The 23848-nt window shown below is 62.0% G+C and carries 28 protein-coding genes and 4 tRNA genes; 7 read left to right on the top strand and 25 right to left on the bottom strand.

Going from position 1 to position 23848, the window contains the following annotated elements:
- The 3 genes from Q0X61_RS08120 to Q0X61_RS08110 all read right to left on the bottom strand — a co-directional run.
- Positions 1-492 (bottom strand): ABC transporter substrate-binding protein (locus tag Q0X61_RS08120; protein WP_297742039.1); only part of this gene is annotated, 492 nt, incomplete at its 3' end.
- A gap of 65 nt (positions 493-557) precedes the next feature.
- The gene (locus Q0X61_RS08115; protein ID WP_297742038.1) at positions 558-1637 is read right to left on the bottom strand and encodes a glycoside hydrolase family 172 protein; all 1080 of its coding nucleotides are present in this window, start codon (positions 1635-1637) and stop codon (positions 558-560) included.
- A 123-nt stretch (positions 1638-1760) separates the two neighbouring features.
- Entirely contained in the window at positions 1761-3248 is a 1488-nt protein-coding gene (locus tag Q0X61_RS08110; RefSeq protein ID WP_297742037.1) for a DUF1846 domain-containing protein, read from the bottom strand.
- Between the two features lie 58 nt (positions 3249-3306).
- On the opposite strand from Q0X61_RS08110, the gene Q0X61_RS08105 reads away from it, so the two are divergent.
- Positions 3307-3945: a DUF4870 domain-containing protein gene (locus Q0X61_RS08105; protein WP_297742036.1), complete on the top strand. Its 639-nt coding sequence runs from the start codon at positions 3307-3309 to the stop codon at positions 3943-3945.
- Positions 3946-3949: 4 nt separating this feature from the next.
- On the opposite strand, the gene Q0X61_RS08100 is transcribed toward Q0X61_RS08105, so the two are convergent.
- Genes Q0X61_RS08100 through Q0X61_RS08090 form a run of 3 tightly spaced genes read right to left on the bottom strand, consistent with a single transcriptional unit; the run spans position 3950 to position 5868 of the window.
- Positions 3950-4570, bottom strand: coding sequence for an L-threonylcarbamoyladenylate synthase (locus Q0X61_RS08100; protein WP_297742041.1), 621 nt, complete (start codon positions 4568-4570; stop codon positions 3950-3952).
- A 2-nt stretch (positions 4571-4572) separates the two neighbouring features.
- Entirely contained in the window at positions 4573-5439 is an 867-nt protein-coding gene (locus Q0X61_RS08095) for an aldo/keto reductase (protein ID WP_297742035.1), read from the bottom strand.
- 9 nt (positions 5440-5448) lie between these two features.
- Positions 5449-5868 carry a TadE/TadG family type IV pilus assembly protein gene (locus tag Q0X61_RS08090; protein WP_297742034.1) on the bottom strand — a complete coding sequence of 140 codons (420 nt, stop codon included), beginning with the start codon at positions 5866-5868 and terminating at the stop codon, positions 5449-5451.
- 110 nt (positions 5869-5978) lie between these two features.
- Between Q0X61_RS08090 and Q0X61_RS08085 the strand changes: the two genes are divergently transcribed.
- Positions 5979-7199, top strand: coding sequence for a pyrophosphate--fructose-6-phosphate 1-phosphotransferase (locus Q0X61_RS08085; RefSeq protein ID WP_297742033.1), 1221 nt, complete (start codon positions 5979-5981; stop codon positions 7197-7199).
- Between the two features lie 87 nt (positions 7200-7286).
- Here Q0X61_RS08085 and Q0X61_RS08080 read toward each other — a convergent pair whose 3' ends face one another.
- From Q0X61_RS08080 to Q0X61_RS07990, 18 genes are all read right to left on the bottom strand, one after another.
- Positions 7287-8405 (bottom strand): YihY/virulence factor BrkB family protein, encoded by a 1119-nt coding sequence (locus Q0X61_RS08080; RefSeq protein ID WP_297742032.1) that lies wholly within the window; start codon positions 8403-8405, stop codon positions 7287-7289.
- Positions 8406-8416: 11 nt separating this feature from the next.
- Entirely contained in the window at positions 8417-8989 is a 573-nt protein-coding gene (locus Q0X61_RS08075; protein ID WP_297742040.1) for a MerR family transcriptional regulator, read from the bottom strand.
- A gap of 129 nt (positions 8990-9118) precedes the next feature.
- Positions 9119-9628: a bifunctional nuclease family protein gene (locus Q0X61_RS08070; protein WP_297742031.1), complete on the bottom strand. Its 510-nt coding sequence runs from the start codon at positions 9626-9628 to the stop codon at positions 9119-9121.
- Positions 9621-10274, bottom strand: a complete 654-nt coding sequence (locus tag Q0X61_RS08065) for a MerR family transcriptional regulator (protein WP_367270724.1) — start codon at positions 10272-10274, stop codon at positions 9621-9623. The genes Q0X61_RS08070 and Q0X61_RS08065 overlap by 8 nt, the downstream gene beginning before the upstream one ends.
- 38 nt (positions 10275-10312) lie before the next feature.
- On the bottom strand, positions 10313-10795 hold the full coding sequence (locus Q0X61_RS13400; protein WP_367270723.1) for an FHA domain-containing protein: 483 nt from the start codon (positions 10793-10795) through the stop codon (positions 10313-10315).
- Positions 10796-10845: 50 nt separating this feature from the next.
- Positions 10846-11616, bottom strand: a complete 771-nt coding sequence (locus Q0X61_RS08050; RefSeq protein WP_297742029.1) for a DUF881 domain-containing protein — start codon at positions 11614-11616, stop codon at positions 10846-10848.
- Positions 11609-11941 carry a small basic family protein gene (locus tag Q0X61_RS08045; protein WP_297742028.1) on the bottom strand — a complete coding sequence of 111 codons (333 nt, stop codon included), beginning with the start codon at positions 11939-11941 and terminating at the stop codon, positions 11609-11611. The genes Q0X61_RS08050 and Q0X61_RS08045 overlap by 8 nt, the downstream gene beginning before the upstream one ends.
- A complete protein-coding gene (locus Q0X61_RS08040; protein WP_297742027.1) occupies positions 11942-12688 on the bottom strand; it encodes a DUF881 domain-containing protein in 747 nt (248 codons plus the stop codon). It abuts the gene before it with no gap.
- Between the two features lie 24 nt (positions 12689-12712).
- Positions 12713-13303 (bottom strand): CDP-alcohol phosphatidyltransferase family protein, encoded by a 591-nt coding sequence (locus tag Q0X61_RS08035; RefSeq protein ID WP_297742026.1) that lies wholly within the window; start codon positions 13301-13303, stop codon positions 12713-12715.
- A 10-nt stretch (positions 13304-13313) separates the two neighbouring features.
- A complete protein-coding gene (locus tag Q0X61_RS08030; protein ID WP_297742025.1) occupies positions 13314-14330 on the bottom strand; it encodes a glycosyltransferase family 4 protein in 1017 nt (338 codons plus the stop codon).
- Entirely contained in the window at positions 14327-15166 is an 840-nt protein-coding gene (locus Q0X61_RS08025; protein ID WP_297742024.1) for a hypothetical protein, read from the bottom strand. The genes Q0X61_RS08030 and Q0X61_RS08025 overlap by 4 nt, the downstream gene beginning before the upstream one ends.
- A complete protein-coding gene (locus Q0X61_RS08020) occupies positions 15154-15696 on the bottom strand; it encodes an HIT domain-containing protein (RefSeq protein WP_297742023.1) in 543 nt (180 codons plus the stop codon). The genes Q0X61_RS08025 and Q0X61_RS08020 overlap by 13 nt, the downstream gene beginning before the upstream one ends.
- Positions 15693-17711 carry a threonine--tRNA ligase gene (gene thrS / locus Q0X61_RS08015; protein ID WP_297742022.1) on the bottom strand — a complete coding sequence of 673 codons (2019 nt, stop codon included), beginning with the start codon at positions 17709-17711 and terminating at the stop codon, positions 15693-15695. Before thrS ends, Q0X61_RS08020 begins: the two co-directional genes overlap by 4 nt.
- A gap of 55 nt (positions 17712-17766) precedes the next feature.
- Positions 17767-18042 carry a GNAT family N-acetyltransferase gene (locus tag Q0X61_RS08010; RefSeq protein ID WP_297742021.1) on the bottom strand — a complete coding sequence of 92 codons (276 nt, stop codon included), beginning with the start codon at positions 18040-18042 and terminating at the stop codon, positions 17767-17769.
- A 38-nt stretch (positions 18043-18080) separates the two neighbouring features.
- Positions 18081-18623 carry an HAD domain-containing protein gene (locus Q0X61_RS08005; protein WP_297742020.1) on the bottom strand — a complete coding sequence of 181 codons (543 nt, stop codon included), beginning with the start codon at positions 18621-18623 and terminating at the stop codon, positions 18081-18083.
- A 92-nt stretch (positions 18624-18715) separates the two neighbouring features.
- A tRNA-Val gene (locus tag Q0X61_RS08000) sits at positions 18716-18790 on the bottom strand.
- A gap of 1 nt (position 18791) precedes the next feature.
- Positions 18792-18862, bottom strand: a tRNA-Cys gene (locus tag Q0X61_RS07995).
- A gap of 45 nt (positions 18863-18907) precedes the next feature.
- A tRNA-Gly gene (locus tag Q0X61_RS07990) sits at positions 18908-18980 on the bottom strand.
- 192 nt (positions 18981-19172) lie between these two features.
- Between Q0X61_RS07990 and Q0X61_RS07985 the strand changes: the two genes are divergently transcribed.
- The 5 genes from Q0X61_RS07985 to Q0X61_RS07965 all read left to right on the top strand — a co-directional run bounded on the left by Q0X61_RS07985 (position 19173) and on the right by Q0X61_RS07965 (position 22326).
- A tRNA-Val gene (locus Q0X61_RS07985) sits at positions 19173-19247 on the top strand.
- Positions 19248-19273: 26 nt separating this feature from the next.
- Complete coding sequence (locus Q0X61_RS07980) at positions 19274-20074, top strand: sirohydrochlorin chelatase (protein WP_297742019.1); 801 nt, start codon at positions 19274-19276, stop codon at positions 20072-20074.
- Positions 20075-20089: 15 nt separating this feature from the next.
- The gene (msrB, locus tag Q0X61_RS07975; protein WP_297742018.1) at positions 20090-20506 is read left to right on the top strand and encodes a peptide-methionine (R)-S-oxide reductase MsrB; all 417 of its coding nucleotides are present in this window, start codon (positions 20090-20092) and stop codon (positions 20504-20506) included.
- A 57-nt stretch (positions 20507-20563) separates the two neighbouring features.
- Positions 20564-21136 (top strand): DUF3000 domain-containing protein, encoded by a 573-nt coding sequence (locus Q0X61_RS07970; RefSeq protein WP_297742017.1) that lies wholly within the window; start codon positions 20564-20566, stop codon positions 21134-21136.
- Positions 21133-22326: an HRDC domain-containing protein gene (locus Q0X61_RS07965; protein ID WP_297742016.1), complete on the top strand. Its 1194-nt coding sequence runs from the start codon at positions 21133-21135 to the stop codon at positions 22324-22326. Before Q0X61_RS07970 ends, Q0X61_RS07965 begins: the two co-directional genes overlap by 4 nt.
- Here Q0X61_RS07965 and Q0X61_RS07960 read toward each other — a convergent pair.
- On the bottom strand, positions 22291-23848 hold a 1558-nt coding region (locus Q0X61_RS07960), incomplete at its 5' end, for a 1-deoxy-D-xylulose-5-phosphate synthase N-terminal domain-containing protein (protein WP_297742015.1). The genes Q0X61_RS07965 and Q0X61_RS07960 overlap by 36 nt on opposite strands.

Here is a 23848-nt window from a genome sequence, read left to right as displayed (position 1 = left end):
GAACAAGACGGTCTGAGGCTCAAGGAGCAATGGGTAGGCATAGTACTTCTCGCCGATCGCGGCAACCGGCATCGCCGAATCGAGGATTTCCTTGAGCTTATCCTCGCCCACAATCTCGTTGAGCTCGTGCAGCTGACCATTGTTGACGGCTTCGCTAATCGAGGCGGAGTGGGTGTAGACGTCTGGCATCTGACCTGCAGCCTGCGCAGAGGTCACGCGCTGATCCCATGCATCTGCAGGAATCTCTTCGTCTTCGACCTTGATCTTGTCCTGTGACTCGTTGAACTTCTTCACGATGTCCGCGTACCACTCGTTCTCCACGGGGGTAAACGTGCGGTGCCAGAACTTGATGACGGTCTTCCCTGCGGCATCTCCGCCGCCCTTGCCCGCAGACTCACCTGGCGTGCTAGAGCCACAAGCCGCGAGCGTCGACGCGGCGGCGAGCCCTCCTCCGACGCCGATGAGGCGTCGACGATTGATTTCGTAGGTCATTATTGATCTCCTTCTTTCATTATTTCGCAATAGCGCAGCAGCATTGCTCGCTCATTGACAAGTTATTAACCAAGTCGAGGCATACGTTCTTCAACGGGAGGAAGGGTGAGTGTTTCATCCACGCCGTCGAGGTACCAATATGCTACCGATGAAATGTCGTCGCTTCGGTGATTGTTGTGGCCGTGTTCAATAGTTACTCGAATGGACTCTTGGAACATGACCGGATCTTCAACGTGGAAGCGGTAGTAGGAAATCTGACCGGCCCAGTTTTCGCCACCGGGCAGCGTAATGCCGTGGTAGGGCGCATTGTATTCCTCGGAGGGGCACCAAGCCGTATTGAAGTAATCCTCAGTGCCAGTGCCGTGCAGATTCGGCGGCCAGGACTCACCGTCGACGAAGATCATGTCATCACCTTCGCCGTACCAGTTCCAGTCTTCCGTGTGGCGCAGGTTCGTCACATTGAACACACAACCGACGTAGTGACCGCGGCCCTTGGCGTCGAGGATGACGTAGTTACCGTCACCCGTGGTGTTCTTGCCTTCGAACAGGTACTCAGGGTTGGTGAGCTCTCCCTGCTCGATGCCGTCGGTGGGGTTTTCACGATGCCAGGATGCGTGGAAGCGCCCGAGCCCTTCTTCGAGCTCATCGAAGGCTTCGTAGTCGATGTAGAAGTAGAACCAGATCACCAGCTCTTCGGATTCATTGGTGATCTCGAACCGTGCGCCATCGGCGAAGGGCATGTGGAAGAACGAGTTCAGCGATTTTCCGTCCTGCGGGCTCATCTGTAGCGGCAGCGACGAGAAGTTCCGCGTGCGAGCGTGCCCCATGCCGAAGAAATCCCCCAACGGCACCAGAATGCTGGGGTGATCGTTGCCGTCCCAGTACGCACGCAGCACGAGCTTGCGCATGTAGGCGTTGTCCTTTGTTTCTGGACCCGGGGGGAACTTGGGTGCGACGGTCATCCAGATGTGGTTGATAGACCCAGCGCCCTCAATGTTGGCGAACTCGACCGTCTCGCCCGGCTCGAGCGTGATGCGGTCTTCATTGCCACCAGTCACGTCGTAGGAAGACACCCGTCGACGCTTCGTGTCGCGCAGCCGGGGAAGGTCTCGCAAGCTAGATCCGTGCTTGCCATAGTTCGTCATTGCAACTCCTCTTGCTCTCCAGCAACCCTGCGTGGAATCGATTACACGATCATAATCACATGCACTTCTCGCGCGCAAGGGCACGATGGCGTTGTGGCCAAACTGTGATCAAATGCTGTCTGCTCAGCGCTTTCGGTACAGCTTTTTCGTCTGGTACACGGGCTCGGTAGTCACATGAATGCCGAGCTGACGAAAGATGTTCTCGTCAACAGGACCGAGGATGACGCTCTCATGCACGTCGCATCCACGCAACCGCTGGAGCCCCTCCATGGCCAGCGCCGCGTTCGGATCTGATTTGGCGCTCACCGCCAGCGCGATCAGCACCTCATCGGTGTGCAGCCGTGGGTTCTGCGAACCCAACACTTCCGTCTTCAGCCACTGGATCGGCTCGATGGACTCCGGTGAGAGCAGGTCGATGTCGTCGTCGATATCACACAAGGCTTTGAGCGCGTTGATGAGCATCGCCGACGAAGCGCCGAGCAGCGCGGACGTTTTACCTGTGACAATCCTTCCGTCAGGCAATTCCATGGCTGCCGCCGGATTCTTCGTTCTCTTAGCCCGGTTGTTCGCTGCCACGACGACAGGACGGTCTTCGACGGTGATGCCCAGCTGGGTCATGAGCAACGCAATCTTCTCCGACGCGTCGGGCTCCAGCGCTTCGGCCTTCTCTTCGACGACGGCCTTGTACCACCGTCGGATGACCTCCTGCTGGGAGGCGTGGCGACACACCTCGTCATCGCTGATGCAAAAGCCCACCATGTTGACCCCCATGTCGGTGGGCGATTTGTAGGGCGACTCCCCCAGCAGGCTCTCGAAGAGCTGGTTGAGAACTGGAAACACCTCAACATCACGATTGTAGTTGACGCACTGCTCACCGTAGGCGGCGAGGTGGTACGGGTCGATGAGATTCACGTCGTCGAGGTCAGCCGTCGCGGCCTCATAGGCGATGTTGACGGGGTGGTCGAGAGCCAGATTCCAGATGGGGAACGTCTCGTACTTTGCGTAGCCGGAGGTGATGCCACGCTGGTGGTCGTGATAGAGCTGCGACAGGCACGTCGCCATCTTCCCGCTGCCCGGACCCGGCGCCGTCACCACGACGACGTCGCGCTCCGTCTCGATGTAGTCGTTGCGCCCGAGCCCAGACTCGCTGACGATGTGCTTCACATCATGCGGGTACCCCTTGATGGGATAGTGCCGGTACACGCGCAGGCCGAGGCGCTCCAGCTTGCGGCGAAACGCGCGGGCGGGAGCGTTGTCCTCCGTCGTCTGCGTGATCACCACACTGCCGACGAACAGCCCGCGCTCCCGGAAGGCGTCGATGAGGCGCAGCACGTCTTCTTCATAGGGGATTCCCAAGTCAGCGCGCTGCTTTTTCGTCGCAATATCTTTGGCGCTCACTGCGACCACGACCTCGACGTCGTCACGCATCGTCTCCAACATGGCGATCTTGTTATCCGGGGTAAACCCCGGCAGCACACGTGAGGCGTGCATGTCGTCGAAGAGTTTCCCACCGAACTCGAGGTAGAGTTTTCCGCCGAACTGCGCTCTTCGAGCCTCAATGTGCTCGGACTGCATAGCGAGGTACTTTTCGCGATCAAAGCCTATCTGCACGTTCGGAAGCATAGCGGTTCCCCTCCCCTACACTGGGAGACAGCGCCAAGGAGTGGATATGACTGAGTACGACCCTTACCGAGACATTGACGACAGCGTTCCCGATGCTGATGGATTGCCGCAGCCAGACGAGGCGTCTCGGTCCTCCACCCAGCGGGCGAAACGTACTCCGCAGCCGGTAACAAATCCTGTGAATCCGTTCAACGGATCGCGCTATGCCAATGGGCCGTCGCAGGCAGATGAATCCCCCTTCTACGGCGCAGGTGGGGGAAACTATTACACAGGTTCGTTCGACAATCCCTTCGTCGCCCACCACGGTACGTTGCCCGTGCCTGCGAATCGAGCGCTCGCCGTTCCGCCCGAGCGGCAGGCCCACCTCACGATGCACAAGCTCAACACCTGGCTCTCAGTGTTCTTCCCCATCGCATCTGTCGTGTTCTTCTTCGTCGACAAAGGCAAGGAACCTCTGTACGACCAGCACCTGCGTGAGACGATGAACATGGGGATCACTCGTATGATTCTCGCCGCTGGCGCTGGGCTCCTCACCGGCTCGCTCAGCGGTTACCTCGCTCTCGTGAGCGCGGTGTACTTCGTCTTGGCCCTCCTGGGTGCGTTGGAAGCCCCCGCGAAATACTCCCGAGGGGAGCCCATGCGATACAAGGGCGCGATCCCGTTCACGCGCCAAGACGACAACTGAACACTCACTCAAACCTGCCGGTGTCCCCCGCTCCTCGACGAAGCACCACGGGCTCACTGCCTGTCATGTCCACCACGGTGGTGGGCTCCAGCCCGACGTCGCCGGAGTCGAGCACGACGTCCACCTGATGTTCCAGTAACTCCTTCACTTCCCAACCCTCGGTGGGAGGCTCCTCAAGGCCAGGCAGGAGCAGCGTTGAGCTCACCAATGGCGCGCCCAGCGCCTCAAGTAGCGCCAGCGAGGTGGTGTGCGCCGGGATGCGTACACCAACGGTGCGCTTCTTTGGGTTCTGCATCATCCTCGGTACCTCGCGCGTGGCCTTCAAAATGAAGGTGTACGGGCCTGGCGTGGCCGCCTTGATGGCTCGGAACACCCAGTTGTCCATTTCGACGTAGTGGCCAAGCTTGGCGAATTCGTCAACGACGAGCGTGAAGTTGTGCTTGTCGTCGAGCTGCCGAATGGCTTTGATGCGTTCAATTCCCTCCGCGTTGCCCAGCATCGTGCCCAGCGCGAAACCCGAATCGGTCGGGTACACGACGAGGCCGCCTTCCTGCAGCAGCGTCGCCACCTGCGCGATGGTGCGTGGCTGGGGGTTTCGAGGGTGTACGTCGTAGTAGCGCGCCAACATCAGAACACCTCCGCCGAGATCGCTTCGAGCACCTCTGCGGGCACGGTGTCGTGCAGAGCCGCTGCCGAGTCGGTGATAGATGCGACGCGCGATGCGCCTGGGATGGGAATGACGTGCTCTCCCAGCGACATCTCCCACGCCAGCGTGACTCGCTGCGGGCTGATCCCCAGCTGTTGCGAGGCGTTACGGATCGCCGGGAAGCGCTGGTCGAGCCGCTTTGCGCCACCACCGGTTCCACCCAGCGGTGAGAACGGAACGAAGGCAATTCCTTCGCGGGCGCACAGCTCCATTTCCGGCTTGCTCGTATGGTGGAACCAGGGTGAAAACTCGTTTTGCACCGCGGCGAGCTCTCCGGGACCGAGCACGTCAAGTGCGATCTCGATCTCTTCGACGTTGGCATTCGAAATGCCGACTTCGGCGGTGAGCCCGTCGGCTTTCAACTGCTGCAGCGCTCGAATCGACTCTGCGTAGGTGAGCGACCTGTCGGGCCGGTGGAGATACAGCAGGTCGAGCTGTTCGACACCCAGGTTGCGGCATGCGGCCTCAGCACGGCCTCGCAAGTAATCGAGTGTGGCGCATCTCCCCCAAGATTCGCCCTCCGCGCGAGTAATCCCTGCCTTGGTGGCCACAACGACGCGCGAGGTGTCACCGTCGTAGCTGCGCAGGCCTTCTGCCACCAGTCGTTCGTTGTGGCCCATCTGATCCCAGCTCGGTGCGTAAATGTCGGCCGTATCTATCAAGGTGATACCAGCGTCGAGTGCGGCGTGAATCACTTGTGACGGGTCATCCGACGTCTCGCCAAACGACAGCGGCATGGCGCCGAACCCCAATGCAGAAACCATGAACTTGCCAAATTTTCGCTCCATGCCGCGAGCTTACCGCCCACGGAACTTGTCGACTGGCGATTCCACATGTGCACGCACGGTCACCGAGCCTGGTACGCCTGGCAGCAGCACATCCGCCATGGACACCGCACACTCGACGGTGACGCTCACCGTCGCATCGCTGCCGAGCGCAGAACGAAGGCCCGCGGCATCAATGTCGACGCGAGTGTGTTCACACCGCAACCCTTCCCCTTCGAGCTGCTCCTCCACGAGCGCGGCAGCGGACGTGCGCGCGTGCGCCGCGTCGCGGGCGATGGAGACGGCTCGGGCGGCGTTGCCCGCGATCGCATTGAGATCATGCTGAGCCATGACGATGCGCGCGAGCACGACGACGAGCCCGACGAGCAGCACCAGCCCAGGGATGATCACGGCGGCCTCCACCGCAGGAGCAAGACCTCGTTGACTGCGCATGCGCCCATCATCTCAGGAGATGGGGCGCAACTCGAGTACCCATGCGCCAGCTGTGGACAACGTGCAATATGGTGGGGACGACTCACTGTTCGAACACGAAAGGACTCTTCATGGTCAAGAAAGTCGCCATTCTGACCGCGGGTGGTTTCGCTCCGTGTCTTTCCTCCGCCATCGGCGGACTTATCGAGAAGTACACGAAGGTTGCTCCCGAGGTTGAAATCATCGCCTACCGCCACGGCTACCAGGGGCTCCTCCAAGGCGACTTCCTCGTTGTCACCGACGAGGTGCGCGCCAACGCCGGCCTGCTACACCGCTATGGTGGGTCCCCCATCGGCAACTCCCGCGTCAAACTCACCAACGCGAAAGACCTGGTGAAGCGCGGCCTGGTGAAAGAGGGCGACGATCCGCTCAAGGTTGCGGCTGACCGTCTGGTGGAAGACGGCGTTGACGTCCTGCACACCATCGGTGGCGACGACACCAACACCACCGCAGCGGATCTCGCGGCCTACCTGAAGAAGCACGACTACGGTCTTACCGTCGTCGGTCTTCCGAAGACCATCGACAACGATGTGATCCCGATCCGTCAGTCGCTGGGGGCATGGACTGCCGCCGAGATGGGAGCGCGTTTCGCTAAGAACATCGTCGCGGAGCACAATTCCGGATCCCGCATGCTCATCGTCCACGAAGTCATGGGCCGCCACTGCGGTTGGCTCACCGCTGCGACCGCACAGAAGTACCACGAGTGGGTCGACGAACAGCAGTGGCTGCCGGAAATCGGCCTGTCGAAGGAGGCTTGGGACATCCACGCAGTGTTCGTCCCCGAGGGCCATATCGACATCGCCAAGGAGGCCGAGCGCCTCAACAAGGTGATGGACGAGGTGGGCAACGTCACGATCTTCCTCTCCGAAGGTGCGGGCCTTGACTCGATCGTCGCCGAGATGGAAGCCGCCGGTGAAGAGGTGCCACGCGACCCCTTCGGCCACGTGAAGCTCGACAAGGTGAACCCGGGAGCATGGTTCGGCTCCCAGTTCGCTGAGCTGCTGAAGGCTGAGAAGGTTATGGTGCAGAAGTCGGGCTACTACTCCCGCTCCGCCGCTGCCAACCAGGAAGACCTCGACCTCATCAAGCAGTGCACCGATCTCGCCGTTGATTGTGCACTGCGCGGTGAGTCGGGCGTGATCGGGCAGGACGAGGAGAACGGCGACGTGCTCTCCGCCATCGCGTTCGACCGGATCGCAGGCGGCAAGGCCTTCGACATCAACCAGCAGTGGTACAAGGATCTCCTGGCCTCCATCGGGCAGGATTTCCCGGAGGCTGCCACCGCGCACTGACTCCGACGAGGACGCGTCGCGGGTGCGACATCGAGGGGATGGGCCCATGCGGACCCATCCCCTCAGCGTTACTGGATAGTTGGACGCTCAGCGGCGAAACAGGCGCGTGATGAGCGCTACGAGCCCGGTGATCAAGGCGCCTGCTCCCAGGCCCGTCGCAGCACCCGTGACATAGCCGACTCCCAGCCCGGCCCGCACACCGCGCTCGGCGACGTCCTGGTGCACCGTGGCAGGACCTTCGGCAACATCATCCGCAAACGCCAACGCCACTGCGGAACGCGAGGCCGCCATCTCGGCGGCGCGAGCGTGCTCAACGCGGCTGTCCTGGCGTCGGCTCGCGTCGGTGCCAATCCACGCAGCCACCATCAGGATCACCGTCGCCAGAAGGTTCATGAGCAGCATCATCACGATGAGGGAACCAAATACTGCCGCTGCTGCGTTCCCGGAGAACACGCTAATCAATGTGCCAACGAGCTGTTGCAGAATCGTGATGAGCACCGCTCCGATGGTGACGCCAATCAACCAGGTCCTCCAGCTCGCGCGCTCCTTCGGGTCGGGCAGCGTGAGGAACAAAAACGCAACCAGCAACCAGGATGCCACCAGCGTCATCGCAATGGTGGCGAGCCGCATCAGCAAGCTGATGCCGGGCACTTCTTCCCAGCCAAGCCATTCGACGACGAGCCCCGACGCGCTTGAGCCGGCCTGCGCAACGACGATGCCGAGCAGCAGCGTGACGAGCAGGCCGAGGAAAATGGCGATATTTTGCAAAATATCGAGCACCGGATTGGGCTTGCGGTCTTCGTCGACGGGGTTCTCCCGCCACATCATTCGCACGGCCTTCTTGAGGTTCCCCACCCATCCGGAACCAGAGTAACCGGCGGTCAAGATGGCGACGATTCCGATTCCCTTCCAGTTATTGAGGGCTTGGTCGATAGTGGTGGTGAGCGATTCAGCGGCATCGCCGGAGCCGGAGAGTGCAGCGTTGATCTGGTGCTGCACCTGGCCCAGCAGTTCCGGATAGAAGACCGTCAGAATCATGCCAAGCATCGCGAAAGCGAACATCAAGATCGGCACGATGGACAGCACTGAGAAGTAGGTGATCGCTCCAGCAAACTGAGGGCCGAGACGTGCTCCGAAGCGACTATTGGCCGCCATCGCGTGTGCGATTGGCGGCCAGCTCAGAATCTTCTGAATGGTGTTCTTCACTGTTGAGGCTCCTAGCCTGCCTTAGCTTTGCGCCGGGCGGCGAGTTCGTCGCCCGGATGATCGAGCTGCTGGTCTGTTGCGCGTTCTGACGGTAGCGCTAGCAGGGTTCCTTCGATCTCTTTCCATACGGAGCTCACCGAGATCATGAACATGCCCTGGCCACCCTTGGACAGGTCGAAGAGCTCGTTGGCGCTGGTGACTTCGAAGACGCTAAAGCCGTCGCTCACGAGGGTGACTTCAGTCACATCTTCCACTCCGCGCGAGCGCAAGTGGTCAATGGCGACGCGAATCTGTTGCAGGGAGATACCGATGTCGAGGAAGCGCTTCACCACGCGTAGCAGCAGGATGTCGCGGAAGGAGTAGAGGCGCTGCGAGCCGGAGCCCTCGGCGCGCCGGATTGACGGCACGACGAGCCCCGTGCGCGCCCAGTAGTCGAGCTGACGGTAGGTAATGCCAGCGACTTTATGCGCGACCGGACCACGAAAGCCCTGGTCACTAGGCAGCGGGGAGTAATCCCCCTCGAACAATGTGTCCTGAAGCTCGGCCACGGTCTCCTCTTTCCAAACGCCTGCGTTGAACGCTATCCGCCCTCGTACTCGGTACCTACCTAGACACGCCGACTACCTTCGTCGCATGTCTCAGCAATGGCATACATCCTACTCCGATTTTGAGCCTCGGCAGGCCGTCCCATTCTTCATTCTTTCTCGCTCTGACTAGGCATGATCCCCGTCGGAGAAGTCGTCAGCGTTCACGGAATCCAAGAAGGCGCGGAACTCGTCGACCTCGTCGGAGGGAAGTTCATCAACCTCAACCCCAACTTGATCCATGAGCGTGCGCGGGCACTGGATGGGCCAGCCGAGCTTCAACGCCAGCGCAACCGCGTCGCTAGGCCGTGCGTCAAGGTCAAGGTCAAGCACCCGAATACGCGCATAGAACAGGCCCTCGTCCATGTGGGTGATGATGACCCGCCCCGCAGCCTCACCCGCAAACTCGGCGATGACGTTTGCCAGGAGATCATGCGTGAGCGGACGTTGCACGTTCGTCTCGTCCGAGAGTTGGAGCGCGATTGCGGCTGCCTCCACGTGTCCGATCCAAATGGGCAGCAGCATCGTTCCTGGTGGTTCGTTGAGCAGGAGCACGGGTGCATCGTCGCCGCCCAACACTCTGATGCCGAGAACCTCGAGGTTCACCATCTGGCGGTCGAATTGGTCAAAGTCATCCATTTATCTGTCCATGAAGCAATGCGGCGTGGGCTTGCAAAACGACGCGGTACACGTCGACGACGATCTCATTGGGCGCCGAGCCACGTCGGCGAAACGGTTCGAGCACTTGTTCCACAAAGGCGGCCTCGGCGCTGGCGGCTTGCAGGAGTACCTTCATCTGGCGCAAGTCAACCCCATAGTGGCTGAGGCGTTTGGCAGTGACGGCGACCGCCACTGCCTCACGTCCATAGAAGGCGGTGCCCCGACGTGGCTCGATCAAGCGCATGCGCTCGAGGTGAATCAGCGACGCCTCGCCCAGCCCGGATTCCTGCAGCAGCTGACGTCTACTGAGCAGCTGACTGCCATTTGGGGCACTACGGGTGTGCGGACGTGAAGGCGCAGGGCCGGCTTCTGCACGCTCGTCTGACTCGTGCACAACCGTGGTCGGGTCTTCTCCGCGATCAAGCGCTTCCAGTTCCTCACGAATGACCTTGAGCGGCAGGTAGCGGTCGCGTTGCGCACGCAGCACGTAGAGGAGGCGGTCGATATCTTCTTGGCTGAACCGTCGATAGCCGGAGGGTTGCTGCCGATCTGGCGAAATGAGCCCTTCGGCTTCGAGATATCGCAGCTTGGAGACCGAAATATCGGGAAATTCTCCCCGGATCATCTCAAGAACGCGTCCGATGGTGCGCGCACCGGAAGCCATTAGGCGGCCCCAGGATCACCCAGCACGATCATGGCCCGGTACTTACCGATTTGGATTTCGTCACCGGCGCGGATCTGTGCCCGTCCGTCGATCAGGGTGCGGTTGATGTAGGTGCCGTTCAGGCTGCCGAGATCTTCTAAGAACAGATTCCCGTCGACCCGTACGAATTTAGCATGATGCCTCGAGACGGTGATGTCGTCGAGAAAGATGTCCGATTCGGGGTGACGCCCCACGGTGGTGACGTCGGCGTCGATGAGGAACCGCGATTCGTCGCCGGTGCCAAGGCGCACAACCAGTAGTGCGTTGCCAGGCGCTAGGCCTTTCGCTGCGTCGCCTACCGAAGAAGGAGATCCGTAGTCGGTTGGCACGTCAATCGCCGCGAACGTCGACGTCGTGTCTGAAGAGGGCTCGAGCTGAGCTCCGCAGTGACTGCAGAACCTCGCAGTCTCAGCGCACTCCGTGCCGCACTTGATGCACCTCATCCCAGTCCCTTTCGTTGCGTGTCGTGATGTCAACCCTATCGCACGCAACCTTATCGGGGTCGGGCAAACTCATATCGACGAGGTTCCACCACCGAATCGATACGCACCTCATGCAACTGAGCAATCTTGACGGTGCCCCCTACGCGTGGGCCTTCCACCTGGCTGACGAGGCCACCTCGAAAACGCGCGCCCGCCTCCAAGGTGACGGGGTCGCCAATGATTTCGAGTGTCAGCGGTAGCGTCAACGTCTGGCCACCGGCTTTCAACGCGCCACCGTCGGCGACGGTGAATGCAGTGTCGACGACAACCCGTACCTGGTTGTTGATCTCGATCACCTCTGCACCGGCGTCGCGCAGTTCTTCCACAGCGTTCAACATGAGTTCTGGTGTCAATTTCCCTGCCTCAGCAGAGATCTCGATGCGGATACCGGGGCCGTGGGCTGGGATAGTTCCGGCGAGAATCTGCAATTGCTCGAGGCGTCGTCTAGCATCTTCCCGAGCTGATTGGGCTTTATCGGCACCGCTGAGCAGCTCGTCGCGGTTCGATTGCAATTCCCGCAGCTCGGTTTCGAGCGCCCGGTTCTGGCTCGTCACTGTGTCGAGCAGCTGCACAAGATCTTCCTGGCGGGCTTGGGCAAACTCAGGCTGTGCGTCTTGTGAACGCACCGTCCACGTCACCATCAGCGCGGTCACAAATAGCACCACCCCTGCGATGGCTTGACCTCTCGATGGCCGGAGGAAATCTTTGAGCCACTGGCGGGAAGAGGCAGTGCGCTGCGGCGTGTCGGCGCGCTCATCCAGCTTTGGATCGACCTCAGGCATGGAAGATAGCCCTCCGCACCGCCGCTGCGTTGGTAAAGATACGAATGCCGAGCACCACCACGACGCCCGTAGACAGCTGCGAGCCGACGCCGATCTGATCGCCAATGAACACGATGAGTCCGGCGATGAGCACGTTCGATAGGAAGCTCACGAGAAACACGCGATCACTGAAGACGCCCTCCAGGTAAGCGCGTGTGGCGCCGAGAATTGCGTCGAGCGCGGCGACGATCGCGATGGGAAAATAGGGGGTGAGCATCGGCGGCAGCGTCGGCTGCAGCAGGAACCCCACCACGACGCCGGCGGCCAGCCCAAGGATTGCGAACACTCAGTCTCCTTTCGCCAACGTCACACCCAAACCGGGGTCTGCTGGCAAGCGTAGGTCACCGTCGGACTGTGTGAAGTCCAGTGTAAGGCCGTAGTTCATGACGAGATACTGCCACCAGTTGGATGCGCGCGTCGCGGCGAAGCGCGCGGGAAGCTGGCTCGGATCGCCGATGGCTTCGACGCGGTACGGCGGACTCAGCGACACGTAATCGACGGTCACTGCCGCACCTGCGGAACGGATCGGTGTGCGTGAGGTGATTCGTCGGCCGTTCACCGCAACGGCCTCTGCTCCGGCTTCGAATAATCCGGACACGAGCTGCGAAAGGTCCGAGTCGAGTACGCGCCCCTGCGTGCCGGTGGCGTTGGGGGCGTCGTCGACGGTCACCACAACGCCCGGGCCCTCCACCGCGACGGCGCCGCTGATCAATTCTACCTGCGCCAGCTGCGCGCGGGCCTGTGGGTCGTCCAAGTGTGTGAGTTGGAGCTCGCGGATGTCGTCTTCGAGCTGCCGGGTGCGTTGCTCGAGAGCGTTGTGGTGCTGCTGTGCGTCTGTCACCTCAGCCAGCAGCGCTGATCGCTCCGCTGCCCGCACGTCGCGGCTCGTGAAGGTCTGGACCAGCGCGTACGTCAGCAACGACACAATCAGGGCCACGGTAATAAACGACACGACAGGCCTGCGACGAGGGGCCGGCGTCGATTGATACTCCGGCTCAAGCGCACCTTCGGTAAGCGTACGCAGAAGGCTCATGGATTCGTCTGGCGCACGCCCCATCTAGCGGCTCACCTCGGCACGCCGGGCGCGGGATAGACGTACTGTCTCTCGAAGATAGAGCAAGCCGGCGCCCCAATATAGGCCTGCCCCAACGACGGCGATCACCCAACCCAGCACATAAGCCACCTGGAAATTGAAAGCTTCTGGAGCCGAGACCAGCACGACCGGAAAGGCGAGCAGGAGCGTGAAGGTACCCGCCTTACCGATGAGATTCACAGGGAGGTACGTCTGCCCACTGCGTCGCAATGACGGCACAAGTAGCAGCAGCATGAGGTCTCTGGCAAGCAAGATCGCAACGAACCACCAAGGGAAGATGCCTCGCACCATGAACGCGATGATCGTCGACAAGATATAGAGACGATCAGTGATGGGATCGAGCTGCGCGCCAAGCTTGGTGCGCTGGCGCAATGTGCGGGCGAGGTAGCCGTCGAACCAATCCGTGATAGCCGACACCGCCAGCACAATCACCGCAGCCAGGTAATGGCCTGCGAGAATCAACCATACGAATACTGGGATGGCGGCCAGGCGCAGAAACGACAACACGTTGGGGATAGTGAACACGCGGTCGGTGTCCCAGCGTTGCTCCGTCACGCGTCCCATTCTACTGGGCCCGCGCTTGTTCATAGGCTGCGACGACACGCGGCCCAATGCGTTCCCACGTGTAGCGTGCGGCTAGCGTCCTTGCTGTTGACGCGTCAGACCCCATCGCTAAGCGCTGCCTGAGCGCGGCGACTGCGGCTTCTACATCGCCCGGAGGGAACCAGCTTGTACATCGCGGATCGTCAGCTACCGCGCGAAACGTGGGCAAATCCGATGCCACTACCCCGCACCCATGGGAAAGCGCTTCGACGAGGATCACGCCGAACGATTCCCCAAAGGTGTTGGGCGCTACCAGGACACTCGCTTCGTGCAGCCACGCGTCGCGCTCAACCTCGGTGACGGTGCCGTATTCGGCTACGTGAGGCGAAGACATCCGTCCCGGGCCGAGGGTGACGAATCGCGCTTCGTGCGACATGCGCTCTGCCATCGCCTCGAATACGCGGTAGCCCTTACGCGCATCGTCCCTGCGTCCAATGCACAACACGACGGGCAGACTCGGCGACGGTTTGCGCGTCTCGTCGGGGAGAATAATGCCGTTGGGGATCACCTCGGGACGGTTCCCCGTCGCCGCCAAGGCTGTGGCGGCTGCGCCATCGGAGACCGCTATGGACACGCGCGGTCCAATCATGGCAGAGCGCATCCGCAACACCGAAGCAAGGGGGCCGGGCGCGAACTTTGCATGGTGGGTGACCACCAGCGGCCGGCAGTTCCTCGCCACCGCGAAGGCGAGCCCAGGCGTTAACGGCTCATGGACGTGCACCACATCGGCCTCGCGCAGTACGGAGATCGCCCGCCGAGCCTGCGCCCTCGTCAGCGCGAGGTGCGCCGTCGATCCATTGAACCGAAGAGGCACCGAGTCGCCGACGAGCACCTCCCCCGGCTCAGGCGATCCGGTACCTGGCGCTACCACCAGTACCTCATGGCCCTGCTTTCGCAGCCAGTGGGCGAGCCCTCGCACATGCGTTCCCACACCCCCGGGTTGATCGAAGGAGTACGGGCAGACAATCCCGATCTTCATACGAAGGCCTCACGGAGCATGAGCCAGGATTCTGGGTGTCGACGAACACCCTCGGCGAAGTGCGCCACTACCCCGCGCATCAGCGTGTCGGGAGTGTCTCCAGTGATGGGCGGCGACACCGTCATGCCGAGTCTTCCGCCAGCGAAATGCGTCGTCGCCACGCGAAGGTCGGCACCAGTTCGGCGCGCCAGCAGGGCTGGCCCGGGCGGCACGGAAATCATCTCCGTCGAATCCGGCCACGGAACCTTCATGCCGTGGGAGGACAGGTCGCGGTCGGCGAGTAAGCACACCATCTTGCCAGCGCGGACTTCGTCGGCAAGTGCGGGCAGCAGACGCGGCTGGTCCACGGGGAAGATGCTCATCCCCATGCCTTCCCTGGCCGCGTGGAAACGCTCGTACATTCCATCAGGAAGCCGCTCGGCAACGCTCACCACTGGAATGCCGATGCGGGCGCACCACGTACCGGCGAAATCCCACGATCCCATATGCGGGAGCGCGAGTACCAACCCTGGACCGGCGAGCGAGCTACGAAGCCGCTCGACGTGCTCGTCGGCAATAAGCGCAACCCGATGGATCTCCGCATCGCTCCAGCGCTCCAAGCTGAGCGACCAGAGGTTGTTGCGAACCCAATGTTCAATGAGCCGACGGCGCATCCCCCTGGTGGGCAGGCTGCCGGTGGCGCGGGCCACGCTTGTGGCCCACGCGTCAACCGCAGACATCCTCAGCAGCGACGCGATCGGGGCCGCAAGCTTGGCGAATGCGTCAGCACCACGCCGAGGAAGGTACTTGCCGAGCGTCCACAGGAGATCCGTGCGGTTCACGTTCAGGCCTGCCACGCCTCCGCCAGCCGCTGGCGAGCATCATCGAGCAACTGCGGCACAGCCTTGGTGCGCCCCACGATGGGCAGGAAGTTGGAATCGCCTTGCCAGCGCGGCACCACGTGCTGGTGAAGGTGCATCGCGATGCCCGCGCCGGCGACATCGCCCTGATTCATACCGACGTTAAACCCTGCTGGGCTACTCACTTTCGTGAGCGTACGGATGGCTTGCTGCGTGAGTTCCGCGATCTCAGCAGTCTCCTCGGGTGTCGCATCGACGTACGCGGCCACGTGGCGGTAGGGGCACACGAGCAGATGCCCAGGGTTGTACGGGAAAAGGTTCATCACGACGAATGCGTGCGCGCCGCGCCGCACGATCAGCCCCTCATCATCGAGCTTCCCGGGGATCGTGCAGAAGGGGCACTCCTCCGGGTTTGTCGGTTTTCCTTCGCCGTCGATGTACACCATGCGATGCGGCGTCCACAGACGCTGAAACGCATCCGGCACACCGGGGTGCGCGCCTAGATCTTCGACGTTCACTTCGCTCATGCCTGCGCCGTCGGGTTCGCGTTGTTGCGCGCCCGCACGTACTCGACGATGTCGCGTACGGCTTCGTCAACGGGCACCCCATTGCGTTGCGACCCGTCGCGGTAGCGGAACGAGACAGCGCCCGCGTCGCGGTCTTCGCCGCCAGCAATGAGCATGAAGGGCACCTTCTCCTTCTGCGCGTTGCGAATCTTTTTCGCGAAGCGGTCGTCAGAGGCGTCGAGTTCCACTCGGATTCCCTCCTCGCGGAGACGGTTGAGAATCTGGCGAAGGTACTCTTCGAATTCACCTGCGACGGGGATGCCCAGCACCTGTACCGGGGCCAACCACGCGGGGAAGGCGCCTGCGTAGTGCTCGGTGAGCACGCCGAAGAACCGCTCGATCGACCCAAAGAGCGCACGGTGGATCATCACCGGACGCTGGCGGGTGCCGTCGGCAGCCTGATACTCGAGCTGAAAGCGCTCGGGGAGGTTGAAGTCGAGCTGGATGGTGGACATCTGCCATGTGCGGCCGATGGCGTCCTTCGCCTGCACCGAGATTTTCGGGCCGTAGAAGGCGGCGCCGCCCGGATCGTCGACGAGCTCGAGCCCGGAGGAGGTGGCTACTTCACGCAATACCTCGGTGGCCTCATCCCAGATGGCGTCGCCACCAACGAATTTCTCGGGGTTTTTGGTGCTGAGCTCGAGGTAGAAATCGTCGAGACCGTAGTCGACCAACAGGTCGAGTACGAACTTCAGGAGGAAGGCGAGCTCGTCGCGCATCTGTTCGCGGGTGCAGTAGATGTGCGCGTCGTCCTGCGTGAATCCGCGTGCTCGGGTGAGGCCGTGCACCACGCCCGACTTTTCATTTCGGTACACGGTGCCGAACTCGAACAAGCGCAGTGGCAGTTCGCGGTACGAGCGCCCCCTGGCGGCGAACACGAGGTTGTGCATGGGGCAGTTCATGGGCTTCATGTAGTAGTCCACACCCTGCCTGGTGATGTTGCCTTCGGCGTCGCGTTCCTCATCCATGTGCATTGGCGGGTACATGCCGTCGGCGTACCATTCGAGGTGCCCGGAGGTTTCGTACAGCCGTGCCTTCGTGAGGTGCGGGGTGTACGCGAACTGGTAGCCCTCCTCAACGTGGCGTCTGCGCGAGTAGTCCTCCATCTCCATGCGCACGATGGCACCCTTCGGATGGAACACAGCGAGGCCGGAGCCAATCTCGTCAGGGAAGCTGAAGAGATCCATCTCCGTTCCGAGCTTGCGGTGGTCACGCTTGGCGGCTTCCTCCAACCTGGTGACGTATGCCTTAAGATCGTCCTTCGTCGCCCACGCGGTGCCGTATACGCGCTGCAAGCTGGCGTTGCGCTGGTCGCCGCGCCAGTAAGCGGCAGAGGAGCGCATCAGCTTGAAGGCAGGGATGTATCCGGTGTGCGGAATGTGCGGCCCGCGGCAGAGGTCTTTCCACGCGACGGAGCCGTCACGGTTCACGTTGTCGTAGATGGTGAGTTGACCAGCGCCCACTTCGACACTCGATCCGTCCTCGTCACCCGCAGACCCTTTGTCTTCGATGAGTTCGAGCTTGAAGGGCTCATGCGCGAGCTCCGCGCGTGCTTCGTCGTCGGATACTTCGCGACGCACGAACCGCTGCTTCGCTTTCACGATCTGCTGCATCTTCTTCTCGACGCGTTTGAGGTCCTCAGGCGTCAGCGGTTCGCACTGGAAGTCGTAGTAGTAGCCGTCGATGATGGGAGGGCCGATACCCAGTTTGGCTTCGGTGAACACATCCTGCAGCGCCTGCGCGGTGACGTGCCCCGCGGAGTGCCGCAGAATGGAAAGACCCTCGGACGAGTCGATGGCAACGGGCTCGACGGTGTCGCCGTCGTGCAGTTCACGTTGGAGGTCGAGCGTCTCGCCGTTCACGCGCATCGCGACAATCGTGCGGTCGTCACCGAACAAGTCGAGACCGGTGGTGGTGGCCGTCAGTTCCACATTGCTCGCTTTGTCGTCGCGGTGCACGGTGATGACGCCACTCATGATGCTCTCCTCGGTATCCGTTCGTCGTTGGCGCTATGCCAACCGCTATTGTGCCCTATTCCGCCAGCAGTGCGTTGTACTGCGGGTGCTTATCGATGTAGTTCGCGATGTACGGGCAGGTCGGCTGCACGCGCCTTCCCTGGGCCCGGATGTCTTCCAGCGCGAAGTGCGCCAGCTTCCCTGCGTATCCTTTGCCCTCGTGCGCGGGTTCTACGCCTGTGTGTGGGAGATCCACGACGTCACCCTCGACGATGTAGTCGATCACACCGACGGTCTTACCGTCGAGCTGCATCTCATAGCGAGATCGGGCCTCGTTCTTCGTGATATCCATGGCTTCACCCTAGTCGCGTACGGTAGACGCGACGAAGATTATTCGGCAGTGATGGCACCAACATGAGCGAGCGCCTGCGCCACAAGGCCGTCGGTCAGACCAGTGCGAGGATCGACGGGGATGGGGAGCACCCCCTCCGGCAGGCTTTCTTGATCACGCACGGAGACGTCGTCATCGAACCACACTCCGACAGGGTCTACCCCGCCATGCTTCTCCAACCAAGCAGCCACCTGGGAAGTTTTCCAGCAGGTGCCATCGGTGGTGGGCTCCCATTCCAATGGAATGACCGGAAGCGTCCCCAGGAGGCGAAGTTTGGGTAGCCAGAATGGGTTTGCTGCGTCCTGCCAGGTGGTGCACCAAACGATTCGGAACACGTCGGTGAGCGGCTTGACGACGTCGGCGATATTCTCACGCCAGTGAATCGAGTACGGCCCGTAACGCCCGACCCACACGCGCAGATCGGTGTCTGGAACCGTCCGCACCACATCGAACTCGTGCTTGGCATGCTCACGCATGGATGCGGGTACTTGAAGATTAAGCACTCCGTCGACGTCGAGCAGCAGCAACGGCTGGTGTGACATGAACGATTCCCTCCCCCTGTCGCGCCCGTCACACAGGCAGGCTTGTGCGGTAACCCACAGCGAACGCCACGGTGCGAACCTCGAGCGCAGCCTGGTGGGCGATGCCGGGTTTGAACCGGCGACCTCTTCCGTGTCAAGGAAGCGCGCTACCGCTGCGCCAACCGCCCGAGGTGGAGACGGGATTTGAACCCGTGTACACGGATTTGCAGTCCGTTGCCTCGCCTCTCGGCCACTCCACCACCGATGGAGGCCCTCCCCCTTGGGGATTGGGAGAGACTTCTCCGAGCGGACGACGAGATTCGAACTCGCGACCCTCACCTTGGCAAGGTGATGCTCTACCAACTGAGCCACGTCCGCATGCAATCCAGAAACACATCTGCGTCCCTGACGCGTTGAGAACACTAGCGCACCCTTTTCGCGAAACACAAATCGTTGGCCAACTCGGCCAGAATTTGGGGCGCATCGCGGCCCTCGACCGGCGCTCCACCACGCCCATCGGGGGGCCAAATGGTAGACATGGCCGAAAATGCGCTAAAGTGAACCGTCGCTGGGTGATTGGCGCAGTGGTAGCGCGCTTCGTTCACACCGAAGAGGTCGGCGGTTCGAACCCGCCATCACCCACCATAGTGAGCGCGTGGTAGGAGGCGGAGATGGCAGCACCCGCAGTCATCCTCGCCGACACCACCTCCGGTTTCCCCGAAGTCAGCGAGGCGTTCCACACCATCGAGTCGCGGTTGCGTTCGCGTCGTCCCGACCTCAACATCCATTTCGTAGAGCTGGGCGCCCACCCCACCCTGGACGTTGTACTCCGCCGGCTCCTTGACGAGCGCGTCGAGGAGGCGGTGCTCGTGCCACTCGACCTCCGCTCAGCAACGTCGTACGCCAGTGAACTCGACGGTGCGGCCGTAGCGCTGGAGGCGGCTGGTATTCGCGCCGTCGTGTCGCGCCCGATCGGCCCCGCATCCGAGCTACTCAACATCTTAGACGAACTGGTTCGCGACGCCCTCCAGCGTCGCTCAGCGTTGGAACTCGACGGACTTGTGCTCGTCGGACGTATCGGTGGAGATGCGCGCGGGTCAGCGCTGCTCGCCCGACGTGCTCGCCAATGGTCAGCCCACCACCGCCTGCCCGTACAACTCGCCATTGAGGAAGGCGACGGTGCGGCCACCGCCGCGGCGGTCCACGCGCTACGCGCGCAAGGACGTCGATACATCGCCGTCGGTGGAGCATTCCTCTCGCCCGGCCCCTCGTACCGCGCCCACGCCCTCGGCGCCCAGCAGGCAGGAGCCCTCGCGGTCACCGCCCCCATCAGCGGCAGCCGACACCTCAGCCAGCTCATCCTGGCGAGATATGCGTTTGGGGCTATGGAGTTGCTCGACGGCAGCCCTCAGCCCGTCACCGTGGACGACGACTACCATTTCCTCAGCCCCCGCGAGAGCTTTGGTCGCTGAACTACACTGCTCACCATGAGCGAGCCGTACATCGCACCGTTTCAGTTACCCGATGAGCAGTGGCGTGAGCGCCTGAGCGAACTGGAGTACCAAGTGCTGCGCCAGTCAGCCACGGAGCGGGCTTTCACTGGCGTGTACACAGATACGGAAACCGAAGGCACATACTCGTGCCGAGCGTGCGGTGCGGAGCTGTTTACGAGCAGCGAAAAGTTTCATTCCCACTGCGGATGGCCCAGCTTCTTCTCACCGCTGGCGCAAGACAGAGTACGCTACCTCAAAGATCACAGCATTCCGGGCCGCCCTCGAGTGGAGGTACGGTGCGCGAATTGCGATTCCCACCTCGGCCATGTGTTCGAAGGCGAGGGCTACGACACCCCAACGGATCTGCGCTACTGCATCAACTCCGTCTGCCTCACTCTCGAACCGAAGTGACACGTTTCGCGGCGTGGCAAGCCACGTCGCGAAGCCTCGGCACGTAGAGTCGCCTGCGTGTCGAAGGTTACGAAGCTCGCCCCGGATGCGTTTCATCGCGCCGTAGAGGAGTTTCGTCGCATGCAATGGCGACACGAGCTGAGTATCGACGAGATCGGCTCGCCCCAACGCATCGCCCCTCATTCCCTGGCGATCGCGGGCAAGCTGAGCGTCGGCAACGACGCCGTCAGTTCTGGGCGGCTGATTCTGCTGCATGATCCCGCCGGAAATGAAGCCTGGCAAGGTACGTTTCGTCTCGTGTCGTACGTTCGCTCAGAGGTTGATCTCGAAATGGCGGCAGATCCGCTCCTCCCCGATATTTCCTGGGCCTGGCTCACCGAGGCTCTCGAGGACAACGACTGCGATGCGTCCCTCCTCGCCGGCACCGTGACGGCCTCGTATGGGAGGTCGTTTGGGGAAATGGCCGATGAGCCAGATCGCGCCGAGGTTGAACTTCGCTCCTCGTGGACACCGTTCCTTGACGCGCAACATCCACTGACCAGCCACCTCTTCGCCTGGCAAGACCTCCTAGGACTGGTGGCCGGCGAACCTCCACTACCGGCCGGCATCTCGCCACTGAGAACCCGATGACACTCGTCGACGAACCCCGAGAGCCGCTGCGTCCCGTCGTCGCAGATGACGAAGCCCTCAGCCGGTGCCTCGACTCACTTGCCCGCGCGAGTGGACCCGTCGGTTTCGACGTGGAGCGCGCCCATGGGTACCGCTATTGGCCATGCGCCTACTTGCTGCAGATCCGGCGAGGTGAGGCGGGCACGTGGCTCATCGATCCAACTTGCTTCGACAACACCCAGCTGGCCGAACTTGTCGAATGCGCTGACAACGAAGAATGGATAATCCATGCCGCGTCGCAGGATCTGCCGTCGATGTTCGATTGTGGTGTCGTACCTGAGCGTCTCTTCGACACGGAGCTTGCCGCTCGGCTGCTTGGCAAACCCAGCGTTGCGCTAGGTGCGATCCTCGCGGCAGAGCTCGGCATCGAACTGCGGAAGGCCCACTCGTCCGTCAACTGGGCGATGAGGCCCCTCAAGCAATCTTGGCTCACCTACGCCGCGCTGGATGTGGACTTCCTGGCCGAGCTGCGTGGCACACTTGACGCGCAGCTGCGCGAGGCGCACCGCCGTGAATGGGCGGAGCAGGAGTTCCAGTGGGAGCTCGGCGCCTTCGCGAAGGCGCCGGAGGCTCGCGTGGATCCGTGGCGGAAGACGTCCCACATCACCGCTGTGCGCTACCCGCGTGGCTTGGCCCTCGTTCGCGAGTTGTGGCATGAACGCGACGAGATCGCCCAGCATCGCGATCGTCCTCCCACGCATATCCTTCCCGATGCGGCGCTCGTCGATGCCGGCGTTGCTGCGGGCAAGGATCGCGTTGTTACTCCCGATACACTGCGACGATTTGAGGGGTTCACCAAACATCCCGGGCGCCGTTACTTCACCCGCTGGGCCAACGCAGTCGAGCGCTTCAACGCGCTCAGCGCGAACGAATACCCGCCGAAACGCTTCCACATGCCTGGCAGCATTCCGCACCCCAAAACGTGGGAACGCGTCGACGGAGAAGCAGCCGAACGGTGGCGCGTCGCCCGTCCGGCCATTGATGATTTTGCCTGTGAAATCGGCATTCAGGCCAGCCTGCTGGCCCCACCAGCCGCCTTGCGGCGCGCTATCTGGGAGGGTGTCCCCAGCCAAAGCGACCTGCTGGAGGCAGGTATGCGCCCCTGGCAAGCAGATCTACTGGCTGGGCTGATCGACGAACTCCTCGGCTAGGGTATCCACAATCTTCGGAAGCACCGCGTGCGCGATGCCCTGTGGCGTGAGGCCCAATTTGGCAAGGATCTGCGATCTGCTCGCATGTTGCAGGAATTTCTGCGGGATGCCGAAACAAGACACCGGGGTGGTGATGCCCGCTTCCGCCAAACGCGAACGCAGCCGATGGCCAAGGCCTCCCTCGACGAGATTGTCCTCGATGGTAATGACATGATCGAATTCGTTCGCGAGCCCAACGAGCTCCGGGCTCACGGGCAGCGCCCACAACGGATCCACGACAGTGACACCAACGCCCTGTGCGCGAAGTAGCTGCGCGGCCTGGGCAGCGAGCCCAACGAACTGTCCATAACCAACAATCAGGGTGCGGGCGTCGCGATCTGCGCTGATCACGTCAACACGCGACACCCCTTCCCCTCGATGTGCCACCTCCACGATGGTGTCGGGAAGCTTCTCCTTCGAGTATCGGATGATGGTGGGGGCATCGTCGACGGTAACCGCCCGGAGCAGTGCCTGCTCGAGCCGGCGCTGATCACGGGGCGCTGCGAGTTGCAGCCCTGGGATGATACCGGCCATCGCCACGTCCCACATGCCGTTGTGGCTGGGGCCATCTGTGCCGGTGACGCCTGCGCGATCCAGCACAATGGTGACACCAAGCCCGTGCAGTGCGACATCCATGAGCAGCTGATCATAGGCACGATTGAGGAAGGTGGAGTACAGCGCCACCACTGGGTGGAGTCCTGCGCGCGCGAGGCCCGCCGCCGACGTAAGGGCGTGTTGCTCAGCGATGCCGACGTCGAAAATCCGATCGGGAAACGCCGCACCAAACCGCGCGAGCCCAGTGGGATGCAGCATGGCGGCCGTGATCCCGACGACGCGCGGGTCGCGCTGCCCGAGCTGCACCATGGCTTCCGCAAATGCGTCCGTCCAGGTAGCTTGCACCGACGACGTGAGCGACTCGCCAGTGACGTCGTCAATCTTCCCAACGGCGTGGAAGCGATCCTGCTCATTCTCTTCCGCAGCCTTGAATCCTTTACCCTTCACCGTGATGGTGTGCACGATCACCGGGCCACCGAACTGACGCGCCTGCTCTAAATGGTTGATGAGGGCGCTGAGGTCGTGGCCATCGATGGGGCCGGTGTACTTGATACCGAGATCCGAAAACAGATCTTGTGGCGCAACGACGTCTTTCACTCCTGTCTTGAACCCATGCATGAGGTCGTACAAGGGGCGCCCCACGAGGGGAATCTTGTTGATGACCCGCTTCGCCAGCGACAGCGTCTGTTCATAGCGAGGGTTCGTTCTCAAGCCTGCGAGGTGATTCGCAAGTCCGCCCACCGTCGGGGTATACGAACGCCCGTTGTCGTTCACCACGATGACCATGCGCAGATTCGGCTCAGCGGCGATGTTATTCAGCGCTTCCCATGCCATGCCGCCCGTCAGAGCCCCGTCGCCCACCACGGCCACGACGGTGCGATCCTCGCCTCGCAGGGCATAGCCCTTGGCCATTCCTTCAGCCCAGGAC

Origin of the sequence: uncultured Tessaracoccus sp. (genome assembly GCF_947255005.1) — a bacterium.
In the GTDB taxonomy this organism is placed as follows: domain Bacteria; phylum Actinomycetota; class Actinomycetes; order Propionibacteriales; family Propionibacteriaceae; genus Arachnia.
Note: the sequence above shows the minus strand (reverse complement) of the source record. Positions and strands in the feature narration are given on the sequence as shown.